The sequence below is a fragment of the Mesorhizobium sp. SARCC-RB16n genome (assembly GCF_008520305.1).
In the GTDB taxonomy this organism is placed as follows: domain Bacteria; phylum Pseudomonadota; class Alphaproteobacteria; order Rhizobiales; family Rhizobiaceae; genus Mesorhizobium.
The window spans coordinates 337409-352125 of sequence record NZ_ML703253.1 but is presented as its reverse complement, the minus strand read 5'-3'; the positions used below and the strand labels follow the sequence as shown (position 1 = coordinate 352125).

The 14717-nt window shown below is 63.1% G+C and carries 16 protein-coding genes and 1 pseudogene; 11 read left to right on the top strand and 6 right to left on the bottom strand.

Annotated elements, in window-relative coordinates; translation table 11 throughout:
• Positions 1–13: 13 nt before the first annotated feature.
• Entirely contained in the window at positions 14–682 is a 669-nt protein-coding gene (locus C7I87_RS35750; protein ID WP_246696131.1) for a YybH family protein, read from the bottom strand.
• Here C7I87_RS35750 and C7I87_RS01765 point away from each other — a divergent pair.
• Positions 657–1361: an SDR family oxidoreductase gene (locus tag C7I87_RS01765; RefSeq protein ID WP_149902567.1), complete on the top strand. Its 705-nt coding sequence runs from the start codon at positions 657–659 to the stop codon at positions 1359–1361. The two genes, C7I87_RS35750 and C7I87_RS01765, sit on opposite strands and share 26 nt — an antisense overlap.
• 82 nt (positions 1362–1443) lie before the next feature.
• On the opposite strand, the gene C7I87_RS01760 is transcribed toward C7I87_RS01765, so the two are convergent.
• Positions 1444–3846 carry a putative bifunctional diguanylate cyclase/phosphodiesterase gene (locus tag C7I87_RS01760; RefSeq protein WP_246696130.1) on the bottom strand — a complete coding sequence of 801 codons (2403 nt, stop codon included), beginning with the start codon at positions 3844–3846 and terminating at the stop codon, positions 1444–1446.
• A 223-nt stretch (positions 3847–4069) separates the two neighbouring features.
• The gene (locus C7I87_RS01750; RefSeq protein ID WP_149902566.1) at positions 4070–4435 is read right to left on the bottom strand and encodes a winged helix-turn-helix transcriptional regulator; all 366 of its coding nucleotides are present in this window, start codon (positions 4433–4435) and stop codon (positions 4070–4072) included.
• A 57-nt stretch (positions 4436–4492) separates the two neighbouring features.
• Between C7I87_RS01750 and C7I87_RS01745 the strand changes: the two genes are divergently transcribed.
• From C7I87_RS01745 to C7I87_RS01725, 5 genes and pseudogenes are all read left to right on the top strand, one after another.
• Entirely contained in the window at positions 4493–4822 is a 330-nt protein-coding gene (locus C7I87_RS01745; RefSeq protein ID WP_149902565.1) for a nuclear transport factor 2 family protein, read from the top strand.
• Positions 4823–4835: 13 nt separating this feature from the next.
• On the top strand, positions 4836–5618 hold the full coding sequence (locus tag C7I87_RS01740) for an SDR family oxidoreductase (protein ID WP_149902564.1): 783 nt from the start codon (positions 4836–4838) through the stop codon (positions 5616–5618).
• Positions 5619–5639: 21 nt separating this feature from the next.
• A pseudogene (locus tag C7I87_RS35745) lies at positions 5640–5770 on the top strand (SDR family oxidoreductase); the annotation flags it as partial.
• Positions 5771–5933: 163 nt separating this feature from the next.
• On the top strand, positions 5934–6383 hold the full coding sequence (locus tag C7I87_RS01730) for a hypothetical protein (RefSeq protein WP_149902563.1): 450 nt from the start codon (positions 5934–5936) through the stop codon (positions 6381–6383).
• 15 nt (positions 6384–6398) lie between these two features.
• On the top strand, positions 6399–6650 hold the full coding sequence (locus C7I87_RS01725; protein WP_149902562.1) for a hypothetical protein: 252 nt from the start codon (positions 6399–6401) through the stop codon (positions 6648–6650).
• A gap of 24 nt (positions 6651–6674) precedes the next feature.
• Here C7I87_RS01725 and C7I87_RS01720 read toward each other — a convergent pair whose 3' ends face one another.
• A complete protein-coding gene (locus C7I87_RS01720) occupies positions 6675–7937 on the bottom strand; it encodes a cytochrome-c peroxidase (protein WP_149902561.1) in 1263 nt (420 codons plus the stop codon).
• Between the two features lie 174 nt (positions 7938–8111).
• On the opposite strand from C7I87_RS01720, the gene C7I87_RS01715 reads away from it, so the two are divergent.
• Positions 8112–9644 (top strand): acid phosphatase, encoded by a 1533-nt coding sequence (locus C7I87_RS01715; RefSeq protein WP_149902560.1) that lies wholly within the window; start codon positions 8112–8114, stop codon positions 9642–9644.
• A gap of 51 nt (positions 9645–9695) precedes the next feature.
• Here the strand turns inward: C7I87_RS01715 and C7I87_RS01710 are convergent, their stop codons facing one another.
• Positions 9696–10334 (bottom strand): DUF922 domain-containing Zn-dependent protease, encoded by a 639-nt coding sequence (locus tag C7I87_RS01710; protein WP_188393679.1) that lies wholly within the window; start codon positions 10332–10334, stop codon positions 9696–9698.
• A gap of 56 nt (positions 10335–10390) precedes the next feature.
• Between C7I87_RS01710 and C7I87_RS01705 the strand changes: the two genes are divergently transcribed.
• Both C7I87_RS01705 and C7I87_RS01700 read left to right on the top strand, forming a co-directional pair.
• Positions 10391–10882, top strand: coding sequence for a hypothetical protein (locus C7I87_RS01705; RefSeq protein ID WP_246696128.1), 492 nt, complete (start codon positions 10391–10393; stop codon positions 10880–10882).
• Positions 10883–11253: 371 nt separating this feature from the next.
• On the top strand, positions 11254–12441 hold the full coding sequence (locus C7I87_RS01700) for an aminotransferase-like domain-containing protein (protein ID WP_188393687.1): 1188 nt from the start codon (positions 11254–11256) through the stop codon (positions 12439–12441).
• 9 nt (positions 12442–12450) lie between these two features.
• On the opposite strand, the gene C7I87_RS01695 is transcribed toward C7I87_RS01700, so the two are convergent.
• Complete coding sequence (locus C7I87_RS01695) at positions 12451–12705, bottom strand: hypothetical protein (RefSeq protein ID WP_246696127.1); 255 nt, start codon at positions 12703–12705, stop codon at positions 12451–12453.
• Positions 12706–12861: 156 nt separating this feature from the next.
• Here C7I87_RS01695 and C7I87_RS01690 point away from each other — a divergent pair, with 156 nt between their 5' ends.
• Together C7I87_RS01690 and C7I87_RS01685 are read left to right on the top strand one after the other, a co-directional pair.
• Positions 12862–13290 carry a VOC family protein gene (locus C7I87_RS01690; protein WP_149902558.1) on the top strand — a complete coding sequence of 143 codons (429 nt, stop codon included), beginning with the start codon at positions 12862–12864 and terminating at the stop codon, positions 13288–13290.
• Between the two features lie 384 nt (positions 13291–13674).
• Positions 13675–14634: an AraC family transcriptional regulator gene (locus C7I87_RS01685; protein WP_149902557.1), complete on the top strand. Its 960-nt coding sequence runs from the start codon at positions 13675–13677 to the stop codon at positions 14632–14634.
• Positions 14635–14717: the final 83 nt, after the last annotated feature.

Below are 14717 nucleotides of genomic sequence, written 5' to 3'. Positions count from 1 at the left end.
GATCTCGGATGCCTCATTGCCGATCCTGCGTCTCCTCTTTTTTCGTCGTAACGAGGTTTGCATCGCGCGCAAGCCGCCATTGGCCGTCCTTCTCCTTGCGCAGGAGCGTCAGCGTATATCCCGACCGATGGATGCTGCCATCCGGCGAGGTGGCGCTCATTTCAATGCGGTTGCGGATAAAGGCCCAGTCTCCAAGCAGTTGCAGTTCGAGGATTTCGCTCGTTCCGTCGATCTTTGCGTCAGCCATGCCTTGCGACGCTTTGGCAAAGGCCGCCTTGCCGAACGGCTCCTGGCCGGGAACCGTGAAGATCACGTCGTCGGTCATGAGCGAAAGCACGGTCGCCAGATCGCCGCTTTTGCTGGCAGTCATCCAGGTGTCGACCACTTGCCTGATGGCTTTTTCGTCGTCGTTCATCACGCAGTCCTCCGGGTGAGTTCGGAAATCGGCGAGAGCAGAGATAGTGCGATCCGCTGTATCAGCAACAACGGTTGCGGCGGCCATTGCGGGCTGACCGGGCGCCGGCGGCTCGCATTGAGTTTTTCTGCAACCTGGATTCAGCCTTTCCGGTTCGAACTGGCTGAGGAAACCGGCTATACGGTGCCTCAGCGTCGGCCATGCCGGTTGCAGTTTTGCCGAACCCAAAAAGGAAAACCCAATGAATTCAGAAAAGACAGCCGTCATCGTCGCTGGTGGCAGCGGCATGGGGGCGGCGGCGGCGAAGCGCCTGGCGGTGGATGGGTTCAAGGTCGCGATCCTGTCGTCGTCCGGCAAGGGGGAGGCGCTGGCCAAGGAGCTTGGCGGGCTCGGTGTCACCGGCTCCAATCAGTCGAACGACGATTTGCAGCGTCTCGCCGACTTGACGCTGGAGCGCTATGGCCGCATCGACGTGCTGGTCAACAGCGGTGGCCATGGGCCGCGCGCGCCGATCCTGGACATCACGGACGAGCAGTGGCACACCGGCATGGATGTCTACCTGATGAACGTCATCCGGCCGGTGCGTATCGTGGCGCCGCTGATGGTCAAGCAGAAGGGTGGCGCCATCATCAACATCTCGACGGCCTGGGTGGCCGAGCCGAACGCGATGTTCCCGACCTCGGCCGTGTTCCGCGCCGGCCTTGCCGCCTACACCAAGATTTTCGCCAACACCTACGCGGCCGACAATGTGCGCATGAACAATGTGCTGCCCGGCTGGATCGACAGCCTGCCCGCCACGGATGAGCGTCGCGACAACGTGCCGATGCAGCGCTACGGGACGAGCGAGGAGATTGCCGCCACCATCGCCTTCCTGGCTTCGGAAGGCGCGGGTTACATCACCGGGCAGAACATCCGCGTGGATGGTGGGGTTATCAGGGCGCTGTGAGGCTTCGACCGGGAGAGGGAGCCGGCACTGGCTCCTTCGGCGCGATCAAGGGCATCGACAGACCAGAAGCGCGCCGCATCGCCTACGCGCTCAAGGCATTTTGCCTTTCGAAAAGTCTATGAACCTCGGAGCACGGCATTGGGCGGCCGAAGAACCAGCCTTGGACATCCGTGCAACCATTTTCCTTGACCAGCCTGTACTGGTCCTCGGTCTCGACGCCTTCCGCGGTCGTGGTCATGCCGAGCGTCGTGCCGAGTTCGGCAACGGCCTTGACGATCGCTCGGCTTTCGCTGCTCTCGCACATCAGGCTGACGAAGCTACGGTCGATCTTGATGCGGTTGAACGGGAACGACCTGAGATAGCTCAGCGAGGAATAGCCGGTGCCGAAATCGTCCATGGCTATGCTTATGCCCAGGTCCCGCAGGCTGTGGAGCGTCTTTATCGTGTTTTCATTGTGCGCAAGCAGCACCGACTCGGTGATTTCCAGCTCGAGCCGTGACGACAGCAGGCCCGAGGCCGCGAGCGCCGAGGCAACCTGAAGAGGCAGCGCCTGCTGTTTGAACTGGGCCGGCGAGAGATTGACCGCGACCTTGATGGTCGCGGGCCACTTCGCGGCATCGGTGCAGGCGCGCCTCAAGATCCACTCGCCAAGCGCCTCGATGACGCCCGTTTCCTCGGCCATCTGGATAAACTCCAATGGTTGGAGCAGGCCGAGGCGCGGATGCTCCCATCGCACCAGCGCTTCGAAGCCCGTCAGTTCCGAGGTCTGTGCGTCATGTAGCGGTTGATAGTGCAAGACGAACTGCTCGTTCGCAACACCGAGAGCGAGCTCGGACTCGAGCTGGCGCCGTTCCTGCAGTCTTGCGTCCATTCCTGCCTCGAATGACCTGCAGGTCCCGCGGCCTTCCATCTTGGCCTTGTACAAGGCAAGGTCGGCATTGCGGATGAGGATTTCCGAACTTTGCCCATCGTCCGGGAAGACGGCGATGCCGATGCTGCTGCCAATGTTGATCTTGTGGCCCTGAATCAAGAATTCGCCGGCCAGGGCGTGAATTACGCGGCTCGCCAGCACGCCGGCCTCGTCGTTGTCATCGAGCAAGAGCTGGAGAATGACGAATTCGTCGCCGCCGATTCTGGCCACCATGGCGGTCTCACCGGCCTGCTGCTGCAGGCGCCTCGCCACTTCACTGAGGAGCCGGTCGCCGATCGGATGGCCGAGCGTGTCATTGACCGGTTTGAAACGGTCGAGATCGACGCAATGGACGGCCAGTTTCTCGCCCTCCCTGAGGCTTTTCAGCGCCTCGTCCATCGTGCCGGCCAACAGACCCCGGTTGGGCAGGCCGGTGAGGATGTCGTGCGTGGCTAGGTGCTGGATCTCGATGGTGCGTTCCTCGACTCGCCGCTCCAGGGTCTCGGCGGCATCGGCCTGCATCGTCATCGTGCGCCCGATCGCATACCAGCAGGCCAGCGCCAGCAGCGTGACGACCGCGACCGCCGCGTAGCTGGCCAATTCGAATTCCCGCACGGCGAGGGCGTCCATGTTGTCGTCGAATCTGCCGTTGGGAAAACCGGCCCAGAGGCGCCAGGCACTTCTAGGATCGTTGAGCGAGAGCGGGAGGACTTCGGAATAGATCAGATTGGGGTCCGCCGCCGTGAAGGCGTGGGAATCAGCCGCCAGGGCCGTCGACATCTTGTGCTGGTCGGATTCGAACCCGTAACCTGAATTGACGATGACATAGTCGCTGCTCGGCAACAATTTCCTCAACGCCGAGGTGAGCATGATCGCCGAGACGGAGCCGCGCAGTCTGCCATCCTGGCCGAAGACCGGGACCGAAAGAATGAAGCCGGAGCGATCCGCGTCATTGCCGGTATGGATGAAATCGGTGTTGTCGCAGGTGATGAGTTCCTTCGTGCCGATGACCGGCACATCCAGCCCGTCGATGTTGCTGGAATTGGGATAGTTCGCCTTCAGCCAGGCAAGCTGTTTGACCAGCTCATGGTATTCATAGGTTTCAACTTCTTCGGGCGGACGGGTCAGGGAATTGTCATCCAGCTTGACGGGCTTCGTGTCCGCGGCGGCGTCTGACCTTGCCCTGGCATTCACGATCAACTGGTCGAACTGGAGGATCGGCTCCTCGAGCTTGCCGGTCACGGCGTCGAAGCGGTCCGGGTCGAAATCCAGCGGCAGGAAGTAGACCTCGGAAATGGAGACGTTGTTAGCGAGGTTATTGTAGATCTGCTGGATGGTCGCACGGCCTTCGTCGCCCAGATTGGTGCCGTGCCGGTCGAGGTTCCTGACGCTTGGCAGATAGGTTAGGGTCCGGACATTTTCATAGACGGATCGCAAGGCGTCTTCGACGGTCTTGGCGGTCGCGCGCGATGCCGCCCGGGAGTTTTCCAGATAGCGTTCCCTGGCAAGCGCGTAATCCCGCTGGGCATCGATGTGCAAAGCCACCAGCATTGCTGCGCCGGTGACAAGGATCACAACAAATCCGACTGCTCGCCCGAATGCGTTCATCGGCGTCCTACCATCGATTGGCAAGGATACCCCAGAGCGGTTTAGGAAGCCCTAATGACGATGTCCTTCTTTCGCCGTTTTTCCGGGCGCGGTTGCTTCGGATGGCGCGGGTTACATCACCGGGCAGAACATTCGCGTTGACGGGGGCGTGATCCGCGCGTTGTGAGGTGGAGGAAGGGAAGGCCTCGGTTCATTTCCTCAGCGCCGCCCATTCGAGCAGCATGTCGAGCGCCGGGCATAGCGCCTGGCCCCACTGCGTCAGGCTGTATTCCACTTTCGGAGGCACTTCGGGATAGATCGTCCGCGAGACGATGCCGTCGCGCTCGAGCTCGCGCAGCTGCTGGATCAGCATTTTCTGCGAGACGGCCGGAATGGCGCGTTCCAGTTCCGAAAAACGCAAGGTGCCGCGATCGAAGAGATGGAAGATGATGACCATCTTCCATCGGCCTTCCAGCATGCGCAACGCCGCCTCGACGCCGGTCGCCGCCATGTCTGGGGTCACATCCTCCAGCTTACCTGTAGGTGAGTACCCTACTTTTTTGTCGGTTCTTGCCATATCGACAGGCTACCATCAAATACCGGAGCAGGAAACATCCTCAGACGGGAGAGTCCGATGACGCCTGCTTTGCCAGCCACGCTCAGCCGATACTTCACCGCGCAAAACGCGCATGACATCGACGCCATGGTCGCCTGTTTCGCCCCCGACGCCAGAGTTCACGACGAGAATGAGGACATCGTCGGGAGAGCGGCGATCCGCGCCTGGAAGGAGAAAACGGTCGCCAAATACAAGGTCGCCGTCGAACCGCTCGACATGCGCCGGGAGCACGACCGTACGGTGGTCTCGGCCAAGGTTTCCGGCACGTTTCCAGGCAGCCCTGTCGTCCTGACCTACCGCTTCGGCCTGGATGGGCAGGGACGGATCAGCGCGCTTGAAATCGGCTGACGGAGAGCGAGCGATGCGGCACGAGATGGAATTCGCCGGCAAGAGAGTGCTTGTCACCGGCGGCACAAGGGGCATAGGCGCGGCCGTCACGCATCGGTTGCGCGGAGCCGGTGCGACGGTCCTGGTGACGGCACGCGCCCGCCCCGACGAACCGATCACGCCGGCCCTGTTCGTGGCTGCCGACATCGGCACGGCGCAAGGCTGCGCGACGGTCGTCCAGGCCACGCTCGACCGGCTCGGCGGCGTCGACATCATCGTCCACGTGGTCGGTGGTTCGTCGGCGCCGGCGGGCGGCTTTGCGGTTCTCGATGACGGCATCTGGCAGCGGGCGCTCGACATCAACCTGCTGGCGGCGGTGCGGATCGATCGCGGCCTGCTGCCATCGATGATCGGGCAAGGCTCCGGCGCCATCGTCCACATCACCTCCATCCAGAGGCAATTGCCGCTCCCCGAAGCCACCATTGCCTACGCGGCGGCAAAGGCCGCGCTGTCGAACTACAGCAAGGCCCTGTCCAAGGAGGTCGGGCCGAAGGGCGTGCGCGTGGTCAGGGTGGCGCCCGGCTGGGTCCAGACCGAAGGCGCGGTCGGTCTGATCGAGGCGCTGGCGGCCAGGAGCGGCACCGATTTCGAGGGCGCCCGCCAGACGCTTATGGCCAGTCTCGGCGGCGTCCCGATCGGCCGCCCCGCCTTGCCGGAGGAGGTCGCCGAACTCGTCGCCTTTCTTGCGTCCCCGCGCGCCGCCTCGATCCACGGCACGGAATACGTCATCGACGGCGGGACCGTGCCCACCGCGTAGCGACCGAAGGGCGCCGCGGCAACGGTCCCGATGCAGCGCTACGGGACGAGCGAGGAGATCGCCGCGACATCGCCTTCCTGGCATCCGAGGGCGCTGGCTATATCACTGGTCAGAACATCCGAGTGGATGGAGGCGTCATCCGGGCGCTGTGACGGCAGGGGCTCAAGCCGAATATCGCGACACAAAATTTTTGTAGACGCCGCCGGGACAGCGGGGCCGCCAAGGAACGAGACTCGTTATCGAGCCTGAACCGTCTCGCGGCTGTTGCATGCTATTGGTTGAACGCTCATCCTTGGGCCCGAGAGGGAGAGAGCAATGTCTGACAACTACCTGCGACTGGTGCCCTATGATCCACGCTGGTATCCGGCTCAACACGCGGCGACTGCGGCTGTGAATGCTGCGCACGGGCTGTTCCCGGTGGCAGGACATATTGCTGTCGAATACGAGCAAGGGGTGACTTTCTTCGACGCCGGAGCCAATACGGAAAGCGTCCATTGTCCGTTTTGCGGCAGCGATATCGAGGAATGGTGGGGCGACGCGATGAACCAGGCGGCTGAGTCGCGCTTCGAGGACCTTTCGGTCACCACGCCATGCTGCCACAGACCGACCTCGCTGAACGATCTGCGCTACGTCTGGCCGGCGGCGTTTGGCGTTTGTGCGCTTACGGTCATCAGTCCGGGCGTGAACTCCGTAAGCAGTGAACAGTTGCGGACGATTGAACAAGCCATGGGTTCACCGCTGAAGGTGATCTGGCAGCACCTCTGACGCCCGGGATGGATTATGGAAGAGCAGGAACTCAAGGAAATTGCAGAGCGATGCTTACGTGCCACACCAGGGCCATGGAAGTCCTGGATCGAGGGTCGCGATCACACTTCGGGGTCGAATATGATCGGAACCGGAGGCGATGCCGACATAGAATTGTTGGGAGCCACCAACGCCGATCAAGACTTCATTGCCGCGGCACGGCAGGATATTCCGGCATTGCTCGCGGAAGTGGCCCGGCTGCGTTCGGAATTGGCTATTAAGAACTAGCTCTGCGTTATCCGTGCCACGCATTCACTGCGACGGCTTCGCTACCTGATCCGCATCGGTGAGCGTCTGCAGAAACGCGACGATGTCGTTGATTTCGGCGTCGGTCAGCGCCGGCTTGTCGCCGGGTTTCTTGCCGTCGAAGGGCGGTTCCTGGTTGAGATTTCTCCAGTAAGCCTTTGGCAGATCGTCATATTGCCTGATCGTGCCGTCGGCGTTCCTGGGATACCAGCGGCCGGGGTCGGTGTCGCGGCTGGCGTAGAAGGCGACGGCGTCGCGCAGCGTGTGAAAATATCCGTTGTGGAAGAAGCTCTTGCGCAGCGCGACATTGCGCAGCGTCGGCGTCTTGAACAGGCCACAATAGTCGCTCCGGCCATGGAAATCGGTGCGTAGCGGGCCGCACAGGCCGAGATCGGCATAGGCGGGGTCGGCATTGGCGGGGATGGCCGGGTTGCGCGGCACCGCGATGGCGATCAGGCCGAAATCGGTGAATTGCGGCGGTTCGCCGTCATTGGCCGGTTCGCTGAGGTGGCACGACGCGCAATTGCCTTTCGCCTCGTCCTCGAAGAGTTCGCGGCCATGCAGTTCCTGCGCCGACAGCGTCGCCTTGCCGGCGAGGAAGGCGTCGTAGCGGCTGGAATAGGGGTAGAAATCGGTGGCACTCTGCTCGAATGTGCCAAGCGCCTCGGCGGCGGCGTCGAAGGCGTCGCCCGGGCGGTCGAAGACATCCTGCCCGAACACGGCCTTGAAGTCATCGGCATAGGCGGTCTTGCGCAGGGAGGCGGAGACGGCTGCTTCATCCTTGTTTGCCATCTCGAAGGGCGAGAGCAGAGGGATTTTCGCCTGGTCGTTGCCGTGGTCGGCACGGCCGTCCCAGGTCAGGCCGCCGGTTGGTCCGTTGTCGACGCTCTCGTCGCCCTCGTCCTCGGAATCATGGAAATGCTCGGTGAAGGCGGGAGCGGCCTGGAGATAGCGCAGCGACGGCACCGCGCGCACGCCGGGCAGGTCGAGATGCGGCCCGCCCATCTCGACCGGCGAGGCCGAGGCCGGGCTGAAGGCATGGCGCGGATCATGGCAGGACGAGCAGGCCTGCTTGCCAGAGGCCGACAGCGCCGGGTCGTAGAACATTTTTCGCCCCAAAGCGGTCAGCGCCTCGGCGCGCGCAAACGCCTGCGCGCGCGATAGCGGCCCGGGATGGACGCCGTCCGCTGTATTCGCGGGCGCGGCAAAGCCAAAGGTCGAGATCGCGGCAATCGCGATCGCCCTGCTTTTCCATCGTCTTCTGGTCATGGGGCATGGTCCGCTTTGGCCGGGAAATAAGAATGGAGTGCAACGGATTGATGACCGGTTCGGGCGCTCACGAAACCGTGTTCGCCGCGGCGGCAGATGTCACAAAGGTGACAAGGCATCCACGTTAGCTGCACCACAGCCCCTCTAGCCACAGTCAAGCCACGAGGTCTTCCCATGACGAGGCTCAAGCTCCTCACTTCCTTCTGTCTGGCCGGTTCGGCCTTGATTCCCGTTGCGGCCAATGCCGCCCCTCCGGGTTTCGACAAGATCGACACCGTCGTCGTCATCTATGCCGAAAACCGCAGCTTCGATAATCTCTATGGCGGCTTCCCCGGCGCCAATGGGCTCGCCAATGTCTCGGCCGACCAGGCGCGCCAGCTCGACCGCGACGCCAAGCCGCTCACCGAGCTGCCGCCAGCCTGGGGCGGGCTGACCGGAAAAGGCGTCACGCCCGCGGTGACCGAGGCGCAGACCGCGCATCTCGCCAACGCCCCCTTCGCCATCGACGACCCCAAGGGCTTCAACGAAGGCACCAACGTCATCACCCACGATCTGTGGCACCGCTTCTACCAGGAGCAGATGCAGATCGACGGCGGCAAGAACGACAAATTCGTCGCCTGGGCCGATTCCGGCGGCTTGGTCATGGGTCACTATGACGGCTCGATCCTGCCGATGTGGCAGGTAGCGAAGAAGTATGTGCTGGCCGACAATTTCTTCCAGGGCGCCTTCGGCGGCTCCTTCCTCAACCATTTCCAGCTCGCCTGTGCCTGTACGCCTGTCTATCCGCATGCCGATACCAGTCCGATCAAGGGCCAGATCGCCGTGGTCGAGGCAGACGGCACGACGTTGAAGGTTGCCGACAATTCGCCGGGCTCCGCACTTGGCGGCGTGCCGAAATTCGTCAATGACGGCGCCATCACGCCCGACTTCCATGCCGTCAACACCATGCAGCCGCCCTATCAGCCGAGCGCCAACAAACCGGTCGAGGGTGGCGACAAGACGCTCGCCGACCCGGCCGCGCCGACCACGCTGCCGCCGCAGCACGACATCACCATCGGCGATCTCCTGTCGCTGAAGGGGGTCGACTGGGCCTGGTACGCCGGCGCCTGGCAGACGGCGCTCGACGGCAAGAACGCGACGCCGGTGCCGAATTTCCAGTTCCACCACCAACCGTTCAACTATTTCGCGGCTTACGCTCCGGGCACCGCCGCGCGCACCGAGCATCTCAGGGACGGTGGCCTGGACGGCGCCGCATTCATCAAGGCGATCGACGATGGCAAGCTGCCGGCCGTCACCTTCTACAAGCCGCAAGGCAATCTCAACGAGCATGGCGGCTATGCCGACGTGGCCAGCGGCGACCAGCATCTGGCCGACGTCGTCTCGCATCTGGAGAAAAGCCCGCAATGGAGCCACATGCTGGTGGTCCTCACCTATGACGAGAATGGCGGCTTCTGGGATCACGTTGCGCCGCCCAAGGCCGATCGCTGGGGCCCGGGCAACCGCATCCCGGCCTTCATAGTCTCGCCTTATGCGAAGATGGGCACGGTCGACCACACGCAATACGACACCACCTCGATCCTGCGCTTCATTACCGCGCGCTACGATCTTCCGGTGCTGACCGGCATCGTCGCCCGCGACAAGGCGCTGGCCGCCAATGGCGAGCCGCCGATGGGGGATCTGAGCGCGGCGCTGGACCTCAGCCGGTAGGCCGGAGCGGACCGCGGACATGCCGCCGCGCCGCAGGGCGCGGTGGCCTTCTCAGCCGCCATTCACAAGCGCAAGAATGAGCTTCTGCAGATTGCCGCCCTGGCCGAGTTCGACGCGGTCGAAATCGCGGCTTGCCTGCACCCGCGCCTTCGAGATGGCGTCGAGCCGACGGATTACCTCGGCCCTGGTCTTGCTGCATTTGGGATCGTCGGCAACGGTCAGGCCGTCTGTCGCGGCCTCGATGTCATGGACCATTTGTATCATACTGGCGCCATGGACCTTTTCATGGGCACTGACGCCGGCGATGAACACCTCCCAGCTTTTCTGGACGGCCGGCGGCAGCGGCGCGGAGGGGCTTGGCAAGGTGTAGGTGATGATCAGTTTCGGCTTCGCCGCCGTCAGCACGCAGCCCTTGCCGCTGGGCTTGTAGTCCCTGACCCCCCAGGTCAGCTTGAAATTGGTGAACGCAATGGCGTGGGCAATGCCGACATTCGGTCCGTTCTGGCCGATCGATCGGTAGAGCTCGAGCCCGGACTGGCCTGAAATGGCGTAGGTCTCGACCTTCTCGACCGGCTTCCACTCGGCGTGCGCCGCGAGCGGCAAGGCCACCAGCGCGGTTGTCAGAAGACACAGGCGAACTCTCAACACCGCTCTCTCCGAGGCACCGCCTTGCCGCACATGCAATGCCATTCCACGGCTTTTCCTATATGCTGGCGGCGAGTGCTGCAAATGCCCGGAGGGAAGTCATGAGAAGATATGTCGTTGCCGCGGGTGCCTTGGCGGCTTTGCTCGGCGCGCAGCCGGTTTTTGCCGCGTCCTGCGGCTGGAGCGCGAAGATGGAAGAAGACGAGGGCGGCAGGGTGCTGACGGCTTCCGTCTGCGGCGGGCCGAAAGGCGACGCGCAACTGATGCTGACCTGTTTCGACAATCCGGTGCTGAGCTACGACCTGGGTGCCAGCGGCCCGCAGCTGGAACCGGGCATCAGCGGTTCGTTCGATTTCAAGGCCGACGGCAAGACGGTGACGAAAACGCTGCAGCTGGAGGCGATGTACAATTATTTCGTGGTCGATCTGGGCAAGGCAGACCCGCTGCTCGATCTCCTGCGCTCGAAGGGGGAGGTCTCGGTCAGCGCGGCCAAATATGGCGATGTCAGTTTTCCGCTGAAGGGCTCGAGCGGCGCCATCGGCAAGGTGCTGGCGCAATGCGGCAAGGCTAAGCCGGCGGCTGATGCTGATTGAGTCTCGATCGTTGCGCCGCCCCTCATTGTCCTGCCGGACATTTCTCCCCGTATAGTGACGGGAAGAAAGATACCGTAATCACCCATTTCGCCAATGTCGGCTTCGCGGAATAGGCGCCGAGGTTGCGACAGCTGTCCAGCCGATAGGTGGGTAACAGAATGGACCGGATACATAGGTAACAGTTCTCCCCCTATGCGTCAGCCGCGACGCCAAGCGGCTTGGCGGCGACTGGCGCATAGCGGAAGCCTTTCAGGCACTATTCAAATCGCCCGGCAAAGCGGATATAGGTCAGCTAGATTGACCTATTGTAAAAACGTCTGGGGAGGCGTGTCTTGAGCCTTTTGAACCTCCTGGCCTCGCGCTCGTCGCGCATGAAGGCCTCTGAAATCCGCGAGCTGTTGAAGCTGCTCGACCAGCCCGACATCATCTCGTTTGCCGGTGGCATCCCGGACCCGGCGCTGTTTCCGGCGGATGCCATCCGCGATGCCTATGCCGATGTGCTCGGTGGCGCGGAAGCCGGGGCGGCGCTGCAATACCAGGTCTCGGAAGGCTATCTGCCGCTGCGCCGCTGGCTTGCCGGACAGATGGGCAAGCTCGGCATTGCCTGCGACGAGGCCAACATCTTCATCACCTCCGGCTCGCAGCAGGCGCTGGATTATCTGGGCAAGCTGTTCCTGTCGCCGGGCGATACCGCGCTGGTGACATGGCCGACCTATCTCGGCGCGCTGCAGGCCTTCAACGCCTACGAACCGCGCTACGACCGGCTGCGGCCCGAAGGCGGCAACATGACGCCCGACGCCTATCGCGCCGCTGCCGCCACCCCCAGCACTTTTTCGAAAGAGAGCGGCAGGGTGAAATTCGCCTATCTGGTGCCCGATTTCGCCAATCCGACCGGCAACACGCTGGACCGAAAGCAGCGCGAGGCCGTGCTCGACCTTGCCGGCGAGCTCGACATCGCCGTCATCGAGGACGCCGCCTACCGCGCGCTACGCTATGACGGCGAAGGCGTGCCGCCGATCCTGGCGCTCGACTGCATCAGGTCCGGCGGCATCGACAAGGCGCGCACGCTCTATTGCGGTTCGTTCTCGAAAATCCTGTCGCCGGGCATGCGCGTCGGCTGGGTCTGCGCGCCGCGCCACGTGATCGAAAAGCTGGTGCTGATGAAGCAGGCTTCGGACCTGCACAGCCCGTCGGTCAACCAGATGGTGATGCACCGCGTCGCCGAATCCGTGTTCGACGGCCAGGTGGAAAAGCTCATCGGCGCCTATCGCGAGCGCCGCGACGGCCTGCTTGGCGCGCTTGAGGCCAACATGCCGAAGGGCGTGACCTGGAGCCACCCGGAAGGCGGCATGTTCGTCTGGATGACGCTACCTGAAGGGGCTGATGCCACGGAACTCCTGGCACGGTCGGTGAAGGAGGCGCGCGTCGCTTTCGTGCCTGGCAATGCCTTCTACGCCGACGGCACCGGCCGCAACACGCTGCGGCTCTCCTTCACGCTGGCCGACCGCCGCGCGGTGAGCGAGGGCATCCCGCGGCTGGCGGCGCTGCTCAAGGGCTAGGCTCGCAGCCTAAGCCGGCACCTTCACCAACTGCTTGAGCTTCGCAAGCCTGGCGCGGGCAAGCTTGCGGACTGGTTTTTGGAAACCTTCTTCGCCGGCCTCGATGACGAAGACCAACGTCTTGAAGTCCAGCATGAACTCGTCGATGGTCCGCGCCGTCTTTTCGGACCTGTCCTTGAACCGGAGCAGCAATGCGTTCGCTTCTTCAATGCAGCCTGCATCGGCGCTGTCGACGAGCGCTTCAAGCCTCTGAAAACAATCCAATCGCAATTCCCTCCCGCCGCGCCACCAAACTTGCCGTCAGCCGAAAAGTTCCATCGGGTCCCGAAAAATTGTCGCTGGTTGTCAGCAGATGCACGCCCCCGCGTTGACGCCCTGCCGCCCGGGCCTAAATTCGAGGCCTTGCGAGGAGGAGCCTTCATGGAAACCCAGGAATTGCATCGCGGCCGGCTCATCGACCACCTCCAGCTCGTGGTCAGGGACCTTCCCGCCAGCCGGCGTTTCTACGAGGCGCTCTTCCAGGTGCTTGGTGTCCCGATCGGGGGCATCGGCGAGGATTATTTCTGGGCCGACGAATTGTTCATCTCCAGCGCCGACAGCCGGGCCGCACTGGGAAAGCTGACCGGCCGTCATCATCTGGCCTTTCAGGCCAGGGATCACGCCATGGTCGATGCCTTCTACGAAGCCGGGCTGGCGGCCGGCGGCACGGACAACGGCGCGCCGGGCGAGCGGCCCTATCATCCCGGCTATTATGCCGCCTTCCTGCTCGACCCGGACGGCAACAACATCGAGGCCGTCCACCACGGCCCGGCCAACCGCAGCGCGGCTTCCGTGAAGATCACGTTCTAGGGTGTATTGATCTTCAGGTGAGGTCGGCCTGCAAATGCCGGCTTCCTGCGCTTCCGGTGCTCACATACCCAAACGTACGCTCCGCTCCGGTTCTCGGAATCCGCCTAGTTTGGTCGCTTCGCGCCCGTCTTCGACTCCGGCTCGGCCTGACCTGAACCTCAACACACACTGGGCCGTGACGGCGGTTGCCGCGCCAGGCGAGGCCGGGTGATTCCCATCCCGCACTCCGGGTATTTTGGAAATTCACACGCCGGGGCGGCGTATCCGATCGGATTCTTGACCTGGGCGGCACTGAAATTGTCCTGCAAGGCATGAATGGCGCCGGCTCTGGACAAGAGGCAAATCGGTCCAATACGGTGCGGCTTCAGGGAGGCCGGTTGCTCGTTGAAAAAGAACGTCTTCTCATCGGTCGACCTGCCGCCGCATCTCGACGACCGCGCGCGCTTCGCGCTCTGGCAAGACATCCATGTGGCGGAGATATGGTCGGTCGAATACGCCATCTCCGGCAACGTGCGGTTCCAGGCGGATATCGAAGCCACAGCCATCGGGCCGCTGGTGCTCGGGCGGATGGCCGGGACGATCAGGCATGCCAGCCGCAAGACACGCAACATCGCCGATGACGGCCGCGACGGCTATCTGCTGCTGGTCAACGACGGCGAAACCAGGCTGAGCGGCGTGCAGACCGGCCGCGACTACAGCATCGGCAGGGGCGAAGGCGCGCTGGTCTCGGCTTCGGAAGCGCTGGAAATGACCGGCGGCGACCGCAATGTCTGGACCAATGTCGTGGTGCCCCGCGAAATCCTGGAAAATGCCTTCGCCCGTGTCGAGGATCGCCTGGCGCTGACCATCGGCGCCGACAATGAAGCGCTCGACATGCTCAAGCGCTATTGCGGCTTCCTGGAAGCGGGACCGGCATTGCTCTCGCCCGATCTTGTCGCCCACGCCACCGAGACGATCGTCGACCTTATCGGGCTGGCGACGGGCGCCAAGGGCGAGATCGCCGAGCTGGCCGGCGTGCGCGGCCTGCGCGCGGCAAGGCTGCAAGCAATCTTGCAGAAGATGCGGGACAATTTCGCCGATCCCGGCATCTCGGCCCAGCACATCGCCCAGCATTTGCGGCTTTCCGCGCGCTACGTCCATGATCTCTTGCAGGAAACGGGCTCCAGTTTCGCCGAGCATATTCTCGAACTGCGCTTGCAGAGAGCCCATCGCATGCTGCGCGACCGGCGCAACGACCGCATGCGGGTCAGCGAGATCGCGCTCTTGAGCGGCTTTTCCGACGTCTCCTATTTCAACCGCTGTTTCCGCCGCCGCTTCGGCTCGACGCCGAGCGGCGCCAGGTAGAGCGATTCATCGTTCATTGAATCGCTGACGCTCTACAGCATGTCGTGGCGAATAGGATTCGCCCGACCTGCTGTAAGCTTCTG

Bases quoted from the DNA above. Each gene is read 5' to 3' on its own strand.
- C7I87_RS01765 (WP_149902567.1), top strand. From the start codon at position 657: ATGAATTCAGAAAAGACAGCCGTCATCGTCGCTGGTGGCAGCGGCATG.
- C7I87_RS35750 (WP_246696131.1), bottom strand. From the start codon at position 682: ATGACGGCTGTCTTTTCTGAATTCATTGGGTTTTCCTTTTTGGGTTCG.
- C7I87_RS01750 (WP_149902566.1), bottom strand. From the start codon at position 4,435: ATGGCAAGAACCGACAAAAAAGTAGGGTACTCACCTACAGGTAAGCTG.
- C7I87_RS01745 (WP_149902565.1), top strand. From the start codon at position 4,493: ATGACGCCTGCTTTGCCAGCCACGCTCAGCCGATACTTCACCGCGCAA.
- C7I87_RS01740 (WP_149902564.1), top strand. From the start codon at position 4,836: ATGCGGCACGAGATGGAATTCGCCGGCAAGAGAGTGCTTGTCACCGGC.
- C7I87_RS01730 (WP_149902563.1), top strand. From the start codon at position 5,934: ATGTCTGACAACTACCTGCGACTGGTGCCCTATGATCCACGCTGGTAT.
- C7I87_RS01725 (WP_149902562.1), top strand. From the start codon at position 6,399: ATGGAAGAGCAGGAACTCAAGGAAATTGCAGAGCGATGCTTACGTGCC.
- C7I87_RS01720 (WP_149902561.1), bottom strand. From the start codon at position 7,937: ATGACCAGAAGACGATGGAAAAGCAGGGCGATCGCGATTGCCGCGATC.
- C7I87_RS01715 (WP_149902560.1), top strand. From the start codon at position 8,112: ATGACGAGGCTCAAGCTCCTCACTTCCTTCTGTCTGGCCGGTTCGGCC.
- C7I87_RS01710 (WP_188393679.1), bottom strand. From the start codon at position 10,334: ATGGCATTGCATGTGCGGCAAGGCGGTGCCTCGGAGAGAGCGGTGTTG.
- C7I87_RS01705 (WP_246696128.1), top strand. From the start codon at position 10,391: ATGAGAAGATATGTCGTTGCCGCGGGTGCCTTGGCGGCTTTGCTCGGC.
- C7I87_RS01700 (WP_188393687.1), top strand. From the start codon at position 11,254: ATGAAGGCCTCTGAAATCCGCGAGCTGTTGAAGCTGCTCGACCAGCCC.
- C7I87_RS01690 (WP_149902558.1), top strand. From the start codon at position 12,862: ATGGAAACCCAGGAATTGCATCGCGGCCGGCTCATCGACCACCTCCAG.